This window comes from Parundibacterium terreum (genome assembly GCF_014636315.1).
GTDB lineage: Bacteria > Pseudomonadota > Gammaproteobacteria > Burkholderiales > Burkholderiaceae_D > Undibacterium > Undibacterium terreum.
Genome location: NZ_BMED01000002.1, coordinates 1,192,035 through 1,207,298 on the forward strand (window position 1 = coordinate 1,192,035; position 15,264 = coordinate 1,207,298).

Genomic DNA, 15,264 nt, shown 5'->3' on the forward strand with positions numbered 1-15,264 from the left:
TTGGCGCGTGAACAAATCAGAAAGACGGCTTGTTCACCATCAGAAAATACACTCCCAGCATCGCGATGAACGCCGGATAGCCGAGGCGCTCCCAATACCTCGCATAAGTCCAGTATAGGTCAGGCAAAGCACTGCCGTTCGCATACGCCAGCTCCGCGATCTTCCGCATCCTTATTTGCAACCAAACGACAGGCAACCAGCAAATACCTGCGAGCAGATACAGCAGGATGGAGAATCCCAGCCAGCCGCTATCCAATGGCCACCCTGCCATGTGCGCCATCAGTATCCCGCTAACCGGCTGTATGATGACCGCCGGCGTTGTAAAGATCCAGTCCGCCAGTACCACCAGCCTGGCGACGACGACCTGCGCCTCCAGGTTCCTGCTGCGGTTAACAAAGAACATATAAAATGCCGACCCGAAGCCGGTCCCGACCAGCAATACCGAAGACAGGATGTGCAGGGTCTTAATCAATAGATAGGTATTCATGGTCTTGCCTCAATATGTTTTCCTGGATTGGTTTTTACGTTTTTTTCACCGGCCAGCAAGGCGAACAGCATGGCAAGGATAGGGATGTTCTTCAGGATAGGGCCAAATGGATGCAGCCAGAATTGCGGCAAAAAGATACTGATCAACACGGTGTAAGCCGCGATCACTGCTAATTGCAGCATCCATAGCAAGCGACTCGGATAGAGCAGGCAGGCAAAACCTATGCCGATATCCATCAGGGCTGCCGCATACAAGACAAGGACGGCAAGACTGCCGTGCAAACCCAGTGGCGCCAGCAATTCCAGGCTGGCGGGTACAGGGTAGATGCCCAACGACAGCACTCCGGTGACAAGCCACATCAGCGCGAGCACCGCACGAAACATCACTGTGATCCAGCCGCTCAGCGCCATGACCCGCAAGTTCTCCGCAGGAATATCATTGAACCATGCATCACTGCTCCTGGGCTTACGCTTTAACAGTGCGACAAAATTTTCGGCATCGGCAGTATTATTTTCTTCCAGCATTTTCAATGTATCCAATGTCAATATTTTTTGCGGAAAAGGACGTGCCAGGTATGCACAGGCTCGCATCAGCGGCATGGGAATGGAAAAATATTTTGCCGGCGGTAAGTCCATCGCGCGGCGGTAAGTCGACAGCATCGCTTTATACGTCAGGATATCCGGGCCCACCGCATCAATGACGGCACTCTTGCCATGATCATCGTCGTCCTGCAACCACTGCAGCGCTGCCGAGCAAAGATCTTCTATATGCAGGGGCCGCAGCAATTGCTCTCCGCGGCCCGGCAGCATTTGCACCGGCAGGCTGGCCAGTGTGCGAAACAAGCGGCTGCTGGCGCCATCAATACCGACCAGCAGCGAGGGCCTTAGCACCAGCCAGCGGAGCGGCTGTGACATCAGTGCAGCATCAGCCTCACGCTTGCTCCGCATGTACGGCGTATATGACGTATATGGCGTCAATTTTTGCAAATGCCTATCCTCATTTGTGCCACTCAGCGCAGAGATCTGGATCACGCGTTTTACGCCAGCCATTGCAGCGGCGGCAAACAAGGCCTTAGGCGCGTCCCTATGCACAGAATCAAAACTGGTGTCCGCATCTTCGGTCAATATGCCTACCGCATTGATCACGACATCCACGCCCTGCAGGCGCGGCAGCCAGACTTGCGGCGTCAGATCGCGCATATAGTCGATTGCCATATCGTCGTCTTCATTTGCCAGCCGGACTCCCCGGATAATCCTGTGGCCGGCGGCTGTCAAAGCCGTAACAAGATGGCGCCCGATAAATCCATTGGCACCGCATACGAGAATGTTCATGGCTGGGCTTCTATGGTTTTAATATATTTTTATTTCAGAAATTTCTGTTTAAAGAGAAATTTATACCTTAAAAAAAATGGAAGCGAAACATAACCTCCATCTCTGGCCTTTCAACTCTTACTTCTTCTCGCCCCGCACAAACTTCTGCACGGTCGCTCCCATTTTCAGCAGCTTCATCAGGGTGGCCGGTTCCAGCCTCAGCATTTCATCGGTCCAGGTGGTCACGGTTTTCATCAATGCCAGGGTTTCCGTAATGCGGGCCTGTGTTTCCTTGTCTTCCTGCTTGATATCCGGGCTGTCCAGGCATTGCTGCAAGGTGTCTATCGTGGGAGTGAATTCCCTTTCCTTGCGCTCGCGTACTACCGTACGAAATAATTCCCATACGTCCAGCGAAGTCTCGAAGTGCGCCCTACGGTCGCCCATCACGTGAGCCAGCTTGACCAGCTTCCAGTTCTGCAGCTCTTTCAGCGAGTTGGACACGTTGGAGCGTGCCACGCCCAGCGTATCGGCAATCTCTTCCGCCTGCATCGGTTTGCCGACGATGTACAGCAGCGCATGAATCTGGCTGACGGTACGGTTCACGCCCCATAGCGTGCCCATCTCGCCCCAGTGCAGGATAAATTTTTGTTTAACGGGTGTAAGTTCCATGTGCATATCTTAGCCAATTCATTTATTTCAGTCAAGACAGAAATAAATGAATGAAAATTAAAAGCTGAGGTGAACCAGGTCTTCCTTCACATATATCCACGATGCTACACAAAGCCCGTTGTGCCTCTCTATGCCGCAGGAATAATTGATATTTTATTGATTGTGTGACATGCTAAAAAAGCAATATCAATAGCCCTGTCGGGTCCTATAAAAATATATGAAGGGGAAGCGAATGTCTGAAATGGTCTTCTGTCGTGGCTGTGCCAAGGAAATTCATATCACTGCCCGGGCATGCCCCGGATGTGGTGCGCCGCAAGCGGGAACAGGAAACGGAAAGAGCAAAATAGCCGCCGGCCTGCTGGCAATCTTGCTGGGTGGACTCGGTGTGCACCGCTTCTACCTTGGAAAATGGTGGGGTGTGTTTTACCTGCTGTTTTGCTGGACCGGCCTGCCTGCACTGATCAGCCTGATTGAGGGCATCGTCTTCCTGTGCACTAGCGACCAGAACTGGGATGCCAAATACAATAAAGGCGTACCGTCCAATAATAGCGGTGCCGCAGTTGTGATAGCTATCGTCGTTTCATTGTTCGGCCTTGTCTTCATCGTGGGCATTCTGGCAGCTATCGCCATTCCGGCCTATCAGGACTATACGATCAAGGCGAAAGTAGCCAATGCCATGGGCAGCGCCAACCAGGTAGCAATGTCCGTTGGTAACTACATCGTCGACAACAAGGCTATCCCTGCCAATATTACCGACGCCGGATTCAGCGGCACCTTGCCTGCTGCAATCAGCGAAATCACGGTGGACCAGCAAAATGCAACGCTGACCGTCAGCGTCAGGACCAATGCTTACGATGAAAAGACTTTCATGCTGGTACCGGCTCAGGATGAGCAAAAAAATCTGACCTGGCGCTGCAAACCCGGCAGCATGCAAGCGAAATATCTTCCAAGGAACTGCCGCGACAGCGGAAACTAAGCTCATTCCGCTGCTGGATGCCCTTATCACAGCAGGGCATCCTCCCTCTTCTGACACCGCGAGATTTTCCGGTTATTCTATTGCGGTATTTTCAACGCGATTCACTCATGCGCGCCCTTCGACGCGCTTCCCTTGCAGCGGCAAATCACAACCAGGAGACAGGCATGCAACAAGATTTTGATAGTTTGGTCGGCAAATCCAGTTTGAGCGAGGGCGTGGACCGCCGCGGCTTCATCAAGGTGGCGATGGGTACCGGTTTTGCTGCTGCAGCAATGCCTATCTGCGCGCAGACCGTCATCAAGACCGATACGGTGGGCCTTACAGCAGGTGAAGTGAATATCAATGTCGGCGGCCAGAACGTGCCGGTCTACCGCGCGCAACCAGAGGGCAAGACCAATTTGCCGATAGTGCTGGTGATCTCGGAAATCTTCGGCGTTCATGAACATATCGCCGACATGGCGCGCCGCTTCGCCAAGCAGGGTTATCTGGCGCTGGCACCGGAATTGTTTGTCCGCCAGGGCGACGCCGGCAAATACGGCACCATCGCCGAATTGATCAAGGAAGTGATTTCCAAGGTGCCGGACGCTCAGGTAATGGGTGACCTGGATGCGGTAGTGGCCTGGGCCAAGGCGAATGGCGGCAATACCGACAAACTGGCGATCACCGGCTTTTGCTGGGGCGGCCGCATCACCTGGATGTATGCTGCGCATAACCCGCAAGTCAAGGCCGGCGCCGCCTGGTATGGCCGTATCGTCGGCGAACCGAACAGTCTGTCGCCAACCAATCCTATCGACATCGCGCCAACACTGAAGGCGCCGATTCTTGGCCTGTATGGTGCCAAGGATACCGGTATCCCGGTTTCCACCGTCGAACAGATGAAAGCTGCATTGGCAAAAACCGGCAATAAATCGGAATTCGTCGTCTATCCGAACTCCGGCCATGCCTTCAATGCAGATTATCGCGCCAGCTATGTGGAAGCAGATGCGAAAGATGCGTGGGTTCGCGTACTGGCCTGGTTCAAATCAAACGGCGTAGCCTGAGCTTATTCAGATAAGACGCCCGGGCTGGGAAGATTACAAGACAAGGTATCTTGCGATTTTTCCCGGCCTTGCCATATTGCTAAAGTCTTTGCAGGATTTGCTCAAATCGTCGCTCTGTGTTCTAATTTGCAACCGTGTTGCAAATTACTGTTCAGATCTAGAGGCTTAAAATTCATTCCACGCTGCTTTCCATACTGCTGGCCACCACTATTGCCGGCGTGCTGAGCATTACTGCTGCAGCGATCTTTTCTTTTTCCCTGCTCTCCAAAGTCGTGGAGCGCATGGTCAGCCTGTCGGTTGGCATCATGCTGTCCACGTCCTTGCTGCATGCGTTGCCGGAAGCCTTTGAATCCGGTGCCGACCCGCGCACACTGTTCGGCTGCCTGATGGGCGGTCTGCTGGCTTTTTTCCTGCTGGAGAAATTCGCGATCCTGCGCCATTCGCACCATCATGAAGGCGATGGCCATCATCATGAGCACGGCCATGATGCGCATGAAGCAGGCAAGGCGGGATGGATGATCCTGGTTGGCGACGGCCTGCATAATTTTACCGATGGCATCCTGATTGCCGCCGCCTTCCTGGCAGATCCCAAACTGGGCCTGGTGACCGGCCTGGCGATCATCGCGCATGAGATTCCGCAAGAGATAGGCGATTTCATCGTGCTGCTGAACGCGGGATTCTCGCGTGCCCGTGCTTACGTGTATAACTTGATCTGCAGCCTGATGGCTGTCATAGGCGGCCTCCTGGGCTATTTCACGCTGGGCAATGCCAGTAACCTGATACCGTATGTACTGGTGTTCGCCTCTTCCGGCTTTATCTATATCGCTCTCAGCGACCTGATGCCGCAAATGCAGCGCAGGGCGAGCTTGCGCGAAACTATTCCGCAAATCATCCTGATTGCAATCGGCGTTGCACTGGTGCTGTTTGTCACCCGCCACAACCACTAAAGGGACAGGATACTCATCATGCCAAGCAAGATTGCAGGTTACGGCTGGATGCCGGATCTTCCCGATCACAGGGATCACGGTTTTGTCCTTCCTGCCGGCGCACCGCTGTTGCCGCCCAAGGTAGATTTGAGGCCCTACTGTCCGCCAGTGCTAAGCCAGGGACAGAAAATCGGCAGTTGCACATCCAATGCGATCTGCAATGCCTATCGCTTTAACCAGATGAAACAGAGCGGTAAGAATTTCATGCCCTCACGCCTGTTCATTCATTACAATGCGCGCGCGATGATAGGCACGCAAAGGATGAACCACGGTGCGCCGATACGTGAAGCAATCAAGAGCATCGCCAAACAGGGCGTATGCCATGAGCGCGACTGGCCTTATATCGCCAAGAAATATGCGACCAAGCCGCCCAAGTCTGCCTATACCGAAGCACTGCTGCACCAGGCCGTGTCGTACCAGAGGCTGAAGCAGGATCTGGAACACCTGAAAGCCTGCCTGGCCGGCGGCCATCCGTTTGTGTTCGGCCTCACGGTATATGACAGCTTCGAATCCGATGCAGTAGCGGCCAGCGGTACGCTGAAAATGCCGGGCAAGAAAGAGAGCATGGCCGGCGGGCATGCGGTACTGGCAGTGGGCTACGACGATAAGACGGAGCGTTTTACCGTGATGAATTCATGGGGAGACCAATGGGGCAAGAAGGGCTATTTCACCGTGCCTTATGCCTATTTGCTGGAGTCCAACCTGGCGGCAGATTTCTGGACCATACGTACGGTAGAACTGTGAGCCGCATCGCCTGAAGGCCGCCTCAGCATCCTCGGCAATATTGCAGCGAAAAAAAAGGCGCCATCTCGTGGCGCCTTTTTTTAGCCCTCGCAGCCTACGGCCACCGGACGCGCCGGTTCGGCGCACCACTCGCTCCAAGATCCAGGATATAAAGCCGCGCCGGGCAAACCGGCCACTTCCAGTGCCAGCAGGTTATGGCAGGCAGTGACGCCGGATCCGCATTGCATGATGGACTTGCCGGAATCCGGCAAGATGGCGGACCATTCCGCCCTCAATTGCTCGGCAGACTTGAAGCGGCCGTCTTCCTGCAGATTGTCTTTGAAGAAGCGGTTCCTGGCACCCGGGATATGGCCGCCGACCGGATCTATGGTCTCGTTCTCACCGCGGAAGCGATCCGGCGCACGCGCATCGATCAGGGTACGCGAGGCCGTTGCAAGGTTCCCCAGCACATCGGCGACATTGACCTGGGACACCAGGCTGGTCCTGGCATTGACTCCGCCACGCAGCACGATATTTGGCACCTTGTCTGTCAGCGGCAAATTCGCCGCAGTCCAGGCGCCGATCCCGCCATCCAGCACAGCGACAGCCTTGTGCCCTACCCAGCGCAACATCCACCAAAGGCGCGCCGCATACATGCCGCCGTGCGCATCATAGGCCACAACCTGTGAAGAGTCGTCCACGCCCCAGGAGCGCAGCGTATGGATAAATTCCTGTTTGTCCGGCAGGGGATGGCGGCCATGGAAGGCGCCATTGGTCGCCGTCTTGGCGCCGGATAATTTATTGTCCAGATGGGCGAAACGGGCATTCGGCAAATGCGCAGCGTCATAGGCTTTCTGACCGGCCGTCGTATCCGCCAGATCATGCCTGCAATCTACGACCACCCATTGTAGTTTATCAATATTCTTTGCCAGGTCTGCAGCTGAAATTAGCGTGGTATACATCTGTTCTCCTCATGCTCTCATTCTGAGCTGATAGGGTCGGAAGCAACAACCGGCTTATTATTCTTGGAGTTATAAAAAGTTGCTATCAGTCCACTTGCCAGGATAATGGCAATTCCCAGCCAGCTTTGCCACTTAAGAACATCATGCCATAACAATACGTCCCAGGCACTGGAAAATACTATGCCGACATATTGCAAGTTGGCAACCACTAGCGGATTTCCCAGCCTGTAGGCACGCGTCATCGCAATTTGCGCCGATGCAGCGGTCAAGCCTATCGCCAGCAATAGTAAGAAACCCTTGATACCATGATGATGCCAGTCGGACATATTTTGCGCGGCAGACATACCCTCTGTCGCAGTAACACCCAGCATGCCGGCGAAAAAACAGGTTGTGGAAAAGTAAAATACCACTCTGTACTCCGGTTCCCCCATCAAGCCCATCTGCCGCACCTGTATATAGGCCAGCGCCGACAGCATGCCGGATCCAAGACCAATCATGCCACCCAGCATCTGATCTGCATGTATGCTGGGGCGTAGCAGCAATACAACACCAGTAAAGCCGAGCTGGATGGCAATGGCCAGTCCAGCCTCTACCCGCTTCTTGCCATGCAGCCATGCGCCGGCAAACAGGATGATAGCCATCCATACCGGCGACATATAGTTCAGAGTCACGGCCATCGCCAGCGGCAGCTTGGTAATGGCATAAAACCACATCCACAACGCGATCACGCCGATGAAGCCGCGCCACAGGTGATGGAAAGGCATACGGGTACGCAAGCTGCCGCCCTGCAGCTTGACCAGCACCAGTATCATCGCCATGCCTATCAGGCCGCGGAAGGCGACGATTTCAGCCGTTGGGTAATAATCGGAGGCCAGCTTGACGCAGACACCCATGATGGAAAACAAAAAACTTGCTACGAGCATCCACAGCGATTGCATAATTCTCAGGCCGTAAAAGTAAGGGGAGGCCTGTGCCTCCCCTTTTGTTTAAAAGTCGATATTACTTCGGTACCATTCGTGGAAATGCTGCATGCCATCTTCCATCGGCGACTGGTAAGGGCCGGTTTCATTGACGCCGCGATCCAGCAAGATACGGCGACCGGCATCCATCCTCTGCGCGATTTCGTCATCCTCGACGCAGGTTTCCATATAGGCGGCGCGTTCGGCCTCGATGAAATCGCGCTCGAACAGCACGATCTCTTCAGGATAATAAAACTCGACCACGTTCCTGGTCTTGCCGGTTTCCTGCGGCCACAAGGTAGAAACCACCAGCACATGCGGATACCATTCCACCATGATGTTCGGATACAGCGTCAGCCAGATCGCTCCGTAAGGAGGCGCTTCGCCGTTGCGGAATTTCAATACCTGGTCTTGCCAGGCCTTGTATTTCGGCGAACCGGATTTCAGCAAGCCGCTATTCACGCCTACCGTCTGCACGCTGTAATCTGCGCCGAATTCCCAGCGCAAGTCCTCACAGGCAACGAAGCTGCCCAGGCCCGGATGGAAGGGTTCGACATGGTAGTCTTCCAGATAGACTTCAATGAAGGTCTTCCAGTTGTAATCGCATTCGTGCACTTCAACGTGATCCAGCATATAGCCGCTAAAGTCCAGATCCTTGGTGACGCTGAGCTGCGCCATCTTTTTCATCACGTTGTAACCGTTTTGCTCGAACAGCAGGCCGTTCCAGTTTTGCAAAGGCGTCCTGGACAGGTTCAGGCAAGGCGTGTCGGCAAAATGCGGCGCGCCTATCAGCTCTCCCTTGAGGTCATAGGTCCAGCGATGCAGAGGGCAAACGATGTTATTGGTATTGCCGCGGCCGTTGAACATCAATGCCTGCCTGTGGCGGCATACATTGGACATCAGCTCTATGCCATTGGCATTGCGCACCAGCATGCGGCCCTCGTTCTCTGCGACAAGCGTAGCAAAGTCGCCGACATTGGGCACCATCAATTCATGGCCGACATAACGCGGACCTGACTGGAAGAGTTGTTTGATCTCGCGCTGCAACAGTGCTTGATCAAAGTAAACGTTTACTGGAAGTTGCGCGTTTGAGCGCGCGAGTTTGGAAAAAGAAGCCAGATCGGACATCCCCACCCCCCAAATTAATTTGCACCAACCTAAAGGAGAAAGAATCCGCAAAAACCTGTTTTCAAACGAAAATTCAAACGAAAAACGAAATGAAGAGGAAATTTTGGACAGAACGGGCGATTATACCTGAATTAAGGGAAGTGGGCTAGGCAGCAACTAAAAGCCGGAAATGCAGACTGAAAGCGTTCAGAACGCGTCTGATAGGCAGCGTTTTCAGCAAGAAGGCGTATTTAGTGAAAAGCGCGGGCGGTGGAGCAATCCTGGAATATTGCCTTAATTCTCGGCAATTTCAGGAATCGCCACTGTTTCCTGTTCGGCAGCCGGTTCATCCAGCGCTTCCATCAATGCACGGTCAACCAGCTTGTCGAGTACCAGAACCTGAGCCCGATTTTCACGGAAGGTCTGCTCCAGCTCTTCCGCCGATACGGAGAAGGATTTTTCTTTCTGGGTGCCGGTAAAGATGTACAGGCTGCGCATAGGGCTGACCCAGGCCAGCTTGACCTTGCCGCTCTCGCCGGTTTTTTTGGTGAATTGCAGCCAGATGCCGCGCTCCAGATTGGCGACAATTTCGGTGAATTCATCGACCTCAGGCTCGGGCCCTTGCTGTTCTTCCGCTTGCGCGCGTTTTTCCAGCCTGCGCTCGGCAGCTTTCTGCGCCACTTCCACCGCAATTTCCAGTTGCCGCTCAGGAGAAATATCCAGTGGGGCACGGACGATAGATGCATGGCATTCGGCCAGCTCGGCAAAGAACTGCAGGCGATCGGCGTCATCCCATTTGATGACATTCAGCCATTTGTTCAGCGTAACAAGAATGCTAGGCAGACGGTTGATCAGTTCCTGGCGCTGCTGTACGGTAATCTTTGGCTTCACGCTCCAGATCAGGTCATCCATGGTGCGGATTGCATCCTGAACTGCCTGCGGTTTTTCTTCCTTGACGGTATATGCCAGTGTCAATACCTTGACCCAGCGGTCTTCCAGGAAAGTTTCGACAAAGGCGACCACTTCGCCGGTACCGACACGCATTGCCACTTCACTATTGGCGGCAAGATTGGCCTGCTTGACCTTTTCCTTGCGCAAGGCGCGTACGATAGGTTCTTGCAAAACCGCGGCAGCGGCCGCCTCTTCCTTCTCAACGAAATTTTCGATGTCGGAAGCAACTTCGTCGAACAGTTCCAGCTTGTGATCAAACTCTTGCTGTACGCGGTTGACGTTGCGCTGCAAGGTTTGGTAGAGCGGATCTTCCTGGCCCTTTTTCTGATCCCAGGCAACGCTGTGCTTGGCCAGCAAGTCGATCAGGCGACGGGCAGGATGGGCTTCCTTGAAAAAGAAGTCCTTATCAATCAGTGCCGCTTTTAATACCGGGATCTGCAGAACGCCGATCAATTCCTTGATTTCATTCGGAATTGTCTGGTTGCGGAAGACCGTATCAAAAATCTTGGACAACAGATCCAGCGTATTGCGTTCCACACCGGACGTTGCCAACTCAGGCATTTGCTCCTTGAGCTGCGACAGGCGCATGACGCCCTGCGCGCCTGCAACCAGCTGGCGTATTGCCATTCCTTTTTGCAGGTCAGCCAGATAATTGAACAGCTGGGTCTCTGCGGCTGCAGAAGGTGCAAACGCTGCGGCTTCGCCAGCCGGGGCAAAACCGCCCTGCTGCATCGCGCGCGCCAGATCGTTTTGCAGGCTGTCCAGCAAATTGGCGCTACCGGCATTAATTGGTGGCACGGCAAAATTCGCAGCGGGCGCAGCCTGTGTTTGTGCCTGTGCGGCCGAGAAGTAATTCTTGAGCTTTTGATCCAGCTCCGCTTTGACGGGCTCGTCTTTTTTCGCCTGCGCCGCACTATCCATCTTTTTGACGCGATAGGACTCGTGCAGCTCAGGCAGGATGCCGCGCTCAACCAAAGTCTGGTTCAGTGCCTGCAGTATGGGGGCCAGGTCAAACAAGATATCGGCGCGCAATAAAGGCAGCACCAGATGATGCGATTCCTGGTCGGGATTGAATTCAGTCCAGGCGGCAATGATGACTTTCAACACCACTTCCGGGCGGAAAGGATTTTGCTGTATGCCGACGCTATCGTAGTCCATCAGCGCCGCAAGGCGCATATTCAGCGCGGCCAACTGTTCCGCACTCGCCAGCTCCAGCGAGCGGCTGGCACGGCCCATCGCCAGCTTCTTGTCCATTTCTTCATAGGACACCAGGGTCAGCGCGACGTCCTGAGGAACACCGTCAGCTTTGACACCTTGCTGTAAAACCTGCACTTCCTTGCGGAAGGCAGCCTCTATGCCGCTGGACGCAAGGTAGTAGAATGCATAGGCATTATTTTTTAATAATTGCGCCGCATTAAAACTGAGATTCGCCTGCTTCGGGTCCGCATGCTGTTCCGATGCAGCGAACAAGGCATTCGCCAGACGCGCGGCAAACGCATCTATTTGCGCAACCGACAAGTGCGCAGCCTGCGCGGCCAGGGCGCGCAGAATCTCGCCGGGCGTTGAAGAAGCCGGTGATTTTTGTGCAAACTGGTTGTCGGGCAGTGATGGCATGGTGCTATCAGTTTAGCGTAGGTTGGGCTTAGGTTAAATCAGGATTAAAGGCAGCTTTAACCGTTTTGTTGCAATCATAGGGAGAAAAAGCAGGCTCGTTAAGGAATATTACATTTCTTTAATATTCAACTACTTAAACGCTAAAGAGGCTTTTTCACCGAGTACTGCCAATATATACCAATAATTTCCACATGGAAATGTTCGAAACGCAATTTACACCACTTTTTGCACTTTTTTTTTGCAGTTGATTGTAGGATCATGCCAAAAGATTCAGCAAATCTACTCAAATACCGATGGCTTGGGATGGTTTGCTCTAAAATACAGGGTTAGACTTCATATTTAGCACGCAGTTTTAGCCCGCAATCAGGATCTATGCCGAAAAAACCAACAAGTACAAGCCAGCCGGAATCCTTTGAGGCCGCCATGTCCGAACTGGCCGACCTAGTCTCCCAGATGGAAGCTGGAGAATTACCACTGGAAGCGTCCGTCACTGCATATAAACGTGGCTCAGAATTGATCAAATATTGTGCCGGCCAGCTGGACAAGGTTGAAAGCCAGGTAAAAATCCTGGAAGCCGACATGCTGAAACCTTTTTCCGCCGATAGCAGCAGGGATGGCGGTGCCCCCGATACTGAGGGGGATGCATGAGCACCGGTTTTCATGAGTGGATGAAGGCGACCCAGGCCAATTTTGAGGTATCGCTGGCGGCATTCCTGCCGGCAGAAACTGTTCTTCCCGAACGCCTGCATCAGGCCATGCGCTATGCGGCACTGGACGGCGGTAAACGGGTTCGCCCCTTATTGGTGTATGCAGCAGGCAGGCTGTTCGACGCGCCCGCCGGCCTGTTGGCCAGGGCGGCGGCGGCACTGGAAATGATCCATGCCTACTCGCTGGTACATGACGACATGCCCTGCATGGACGACGACGCGCTCCGGCGCGGCAAACCCACGGTACATGTCAAATATGACGAGGCAACGGCTCTGCTGGTAGGCGACGCGCTGCAGGCGCAAGCTTTTCTGGTATTGTCGGCAGAAGATGCCAGTGACGCCGCAATCGCCGAGATGGCGACACGCAAGCTGTCCATGGTCAGGTTGCTGGCACAGGCAGCGGGCTCGGTCGGCATGTGCGGTGGCCAGGCCATAGACCTGGCCAGCGTCGGCCTAGCGCTGACGCAGGATCAGCTGGAGCAGATGCACAGGCTGAAAACCGGCGCCCTGCTGCGAGCGTCCGTGCTGATGGGAGCAATGAGCGGCAAGACCCTGTCGGCCTCGGAAATAACGGCGCTGGACAGCTACGCCGGCGCGATAGGCCTGGCGTTCCAGGTGGTGGACGATGTGCTGGATGCGACAGCAGACTCGGCAACCCTGGGTAAAACCGCCGGCAAGGATGCGGCCGACAATAAACCTACCTATGTGTCTATACTAGGGCTGGACGCATCCCGGCAACTGGCAGAAAAATTATGCAGCGACGCCCATGCAGCGTTGCTGCCGTTTGGCGACAAAGCCCAACAACTACACGATCTGGCCGATCTGATCGTGCAGCGGAAAGCGTAATATGAATTTACTCAATACCATCGATTCCCCCCATGACCTGCGCAAATTGCCGCGCACGCAACTCAGCCCGCTGGCGGATGAATTGCGCCAGTTTGTCCTGGATTCCGTTTCCAAGACCGGCGGCCATTTGTCGTCCAACCTGGGTACGGTGGAACTGACAATAGCACTGCACTACGTATTCAATACGCCGGAAGACAGGATAGTGTGGGATGTGGGTCACCAGACCTACCCGCACAAGATACTGACCGGCCGCCGCGAGCAGATGCATACGCTGCGCCAACTGAATGGCATCTCCGGCTTCCCGCGCCGCGTAGAGAGCGAATACGATACTTTCGGCACCGCCCATTCATCGACATCGATCTCGGCCGCATTGGGAATGGCGCTGGCAGCCAAGACCAAGGGCGAGGACCGGCATGCGATCGCCGTCATCGGCGACGGTTCGATGACAGCCGGCATGGCCTTCGAGGCAATGAACAATGCAGGCATCCACGAAGACGTGAATCTGCTGGTAATACTGAACGACAATGACATGTCGATCTCGCCGCCAGTCGGCGCGCTGAACCGCCACCTGGCCAAGCTGATGTCAGGCAAGTTTTACGCTGCAGCCCGCAGCGTCGGCAAATCTGTCCTGCCGCCGCCCATGCTGGAGCTGGCCAAGCGCCTGGAAGAGCATGCAAAAGGCATGGTAGTGCCGGCCACAATGTTTGAAGAATTCGGTTTCAACTATATCGGCCCTATCGACGGTCACGATCTGGACTCCCTGATCCCTACGCTGCAGAACATCAAGGACCTGAAAGGTCCGCAGTTCCTGCATGTCGTCACCAAAAAAGGCCAGGGCTACAAACTGGCCGAAGCAGATCCGGTGCTATACCATGGCCCGGGCAAGTTCAATCCGGCCGAAGGCATCAAACCTGCTGCAGCGCCTGCCAAACTGAACTACATGCACGTCTTCGGCAACTGGCTGTGCGATATGGCAGCAGCAGACAAACGCCTGGTCGGCATCACGCCGGCGATGCGCGAAGGTTCGGGCATGGTGGAGTTCGACCAGAAATTTCCTGACCGCTATTACGATGTAGGCATCGCCGAGCAGCATTCGGTGACCTTTGCAGCAGGCCTGGCTTGCGAAGGCATGAAGCCCGTCGTCGCGATCTACTCCACCTTCCTGCAGCGCGCCTATGATCAGATGATCCATGACGTAGCACTGCAAAACCTGGACGTGACATTCGCATTGGACCGCGCAGGGCTGGTGGGTGCCGACGGTGCCACGCACGCGGGCAACTATGACCTGGCTTTCATGCGTTGCATTCCCAACATGGTGGTGATGGCGCCATCCGATGAAAACGAATGCCGCCAAATGCTGACTACCGGTTATAACTATCCCGGCCCTGCTGCAATCCGCTACCCGCGCGGCGCCGGCATAGGCGCAGAGATCAAGCAGGAACTGACTTCGCTACCGATAGGCAAGGGCGAAATCAAGCGCGAGGGCAAGGATATCGCCATCCTGGCGTTCGGCTCCATGGTGCATCCAGCCATACAGGCGGCAGACAAGCTGGACGCAACAGTTGCCAATATGCGCTTTATCAAACCGCTGGATGTGGAACTGCTGAAGAGCCTGGCGGCAAACCATGATGCGCTGGTGACGGTAGAAGAAGGCACCATCATGGGCGGTGCCGGATCTGCCGTCGCTGAAGCTCTGGCCGCTGCCGGTATCTGCAAACCACTACTGATCCTGGGTTTGCCGGACAAGTTCATTGATCATGGCGACCCGGCCCTGCTGCTATCGCAGTGCGGCCTGGATGCTGCGGGCATAGAAGCAGCAATCAAGAAGCGCTTCCTGACCGAAAAGCCTAAGCTCGCAGTCAATAACTAAGTTGTGTGCAGAAAAAAAGCGAAGTCGACCGGCTTCGCTTTTTTTTTATTATTAGGA

General features: G+C 54.6%; 14 protein-coding genes. 7 read left to right on the forward strand and 7 right to left on the reverse strand.

All coding sequences use genetic code 11. From position 1 onward, the window contains the following. Positions 1 to 16: 16 nt before the first annotated feature. The 3 genes from IEW12_RS14365 to IEW12_RS14375 form a co-directional block, all read right to left on the reverse strand. Positions 17 to 487, reverse strand: coding sequence for a DUF2269 family protein (locus IEW12_RS14365; protein WP_188566687.1), 471 nt, complete (start codon positions 485 to 487; stop codon positions 17 to 19). Next, positions 484 to 1,818 (reverse strand): SDR family oxidoreductase, encoded by a 1,335-nt coding sequence (locus tag IEW12_RS14370; protein ID WP_188566688.1) that lies wholly within the window; start codon positions 1,816 to 1,818, stop codon positions 484 to 486. The genes IEW12_RS14365 and IEW12_RS14370 overlap by 4 nt, the downstream gene beginning before the upstream one ends. Before the next feature lie 117 nt (positions 1,819 to 1,935). Further along, positions 1,936 to 2,466 carry a GbsR/MarR family transcriptional regulator gene (locus tag IEW12_RS14375; RefSeq protein WP_188566689.1) on the reverse strand — a complete coding sequence of 177 codons (531 nt, stop codon included), beginning with the start codon at positions 2,464 to 2,466 and terminating at the stop codon, positions 1,936 to 1,938. A 232-nt stretch (positions 2,467 to 2,698) separates the two neighbouring features. Between IEW12_RS14375 and IEW12_RS14380 the strand changes: the two genes are divergently transcribed. From IEW12_RS14380 to IEW12_RS14395, 4 genes are all read left to right on the forward strand, one after another. Continuing rightward, a complete protein-coding gene (locus IEW12_RS14380; protein WP_188566690.1) occupies positions 2,699 to 3,442 on the forward strand; it encodes an NINE protein in 744 nt (247 codons plus the stop codon). A gap of 164 nt (positions 3,443 to 3,606) precedes the next feature. Then, positions 3,607 to 4,482 (forward strand): dienelactone hydrolase family protein, encoded by an 876-nt coding sequence (locus IEW12_RS14385; protein ID WP_188566691.1) that lies wholly within the window; start codon positions 3,607 to 3,609, stop codon positions 4,480 to 4,482. 218 nt (positions 4,483 to 4,700) lie between these two features. Beyond that, a complete protein-coding gene (locus IEW12_RS14390; RefSeq protein ID WP_229751112.1) occupies positions 4,701 to 5,429 on the forward strand; it encodes a ZIP family metal transporter in 729 nt (242 codons plus the stop codon). An 18-nt stretch (positions 5,430 to 5,447) separates the two neighbouring features. After that, a complete protein-coding gene (locus tag IEW12_RS14395; RefSeq protein WP_188566692.1) occupies positions 5,448 to 6,212 on the forward strand; it encodes a C1 family peptidase in 765 nt (254 codons plus the stop codon). An 80-nt stretch (positions 6,213 to 6,292) separates the two neighbouring features. On the opposite strand, the gene IEW12_RS14400 is transcribed toward IEW12_RS14395, so the two are convergent. The 4 genes from IEW12_RS14400 to IEW12_RS14415 all read right to left on the reverse strand — a co-directional run bounded on the left by IEW12_RS14400 (position 6,293) and on the right by IEW12_RS14415 (position 11,784). Further along, positions 6,293 to 7,153, reverse strand: a complete 861-nt coding sequence (locus IEW12_RS14400) for a sulfurtransferase (protein ID WP_188566693.1) — start codon at positions 7,151 to 7,153, stop codon at positions 6,293 to 6,295. A gap of 17 nt (positions 7,154 to 7,170) precedes the next feature. Further along, a complete protein-coding gene (locus tag IEW12_RS14405) occupies positions 7,171 to 8,091 on the reverse strand; it encodes a DMT family transporter (protein ID WP_188566694.1) in 921 nt (306 codons plus the stop codon). 48 nt (positions 8,092 to 8,139) lie between these two features. Then, the gene (locus IEW12_RS14410) at positions 8,140 to 9,240 is read right to left on the reverse strand and encodes an aromatic ring-hydroxylating oxygenase subunit alpha (RefSeq protein WP_188566695.1); all 1,101 of its coding nucleotides are present in this window, start codon (positions 9,238 to 9,240) and stop codon (positions 8,140 to 8,142) included. Positions 9,241 to 9,513: 273 nt separating this feature from the next. Beyond that, positions 9,514 to 11,784, reverse strand: a complete 2,271-nt coding sequence (locus IEW12_RS14415) for a DUF1631 family protein (protein WP_188566696.1) — start codon at positions 11,782 to 11,784, stop codon at positions 9,514 to 9,516. A 372-nt stretch (positions 11,785 to 12,156) separates the two neighbouring features. Between IEW12_RS14415 and IEW12_RS14420 the strand changes: the two genes are divergently transcribed. From IEW12_RS14420 to dxs, 3 genes are read left to right on the forward strand one after another with little or no spacing between them, the layout of a single operon-like run. Next, positions 12,157 to 12,432 carry an exodeoxyribonuclease VII small subunit gene (locus tag IEW12_RS14420; protein WP_188566697.1) on the forward strand — a complete coding sequence of 92 codons (276 nt, stop codon included), beginning with the start codon at positions 12,157 to 12,159 and terminating at the stop codon, positions 12,430 to 12,432. Continuing rightward, positions 12,429 to 13,337: a polyprenyl synthetase family protein gene (locus tag IEW12_RS14425; protein WP_188566698.1), complete on the forward strand. Its 909-nt coding sequence runs from the start codon at positions 12,429 to 12,431 to the stop codon at positions 13,335 to 13,337. Before IEW12_RS14420 ends, IEW12_RS14425 begins: the two co-directional genes overlap by 4 nt. A 1-nt stretch (position 13,338) precedes the next feature. Further along, positions 13,339 to 15,207 (forward strand): 1-deoxy-D-xylulose-5-phosphate synthase, encoded by a 1,869-nt coding sequence (gene dxs, locus IEW12_RS14430; protein WP_188566699.1) that lies wholly within the window; start codon positions 13,339 to 13,341, stop codon positions 15,205 to 15,207. Positions 15,208 to 15,264: the final 57 nt, after the last annotated feature.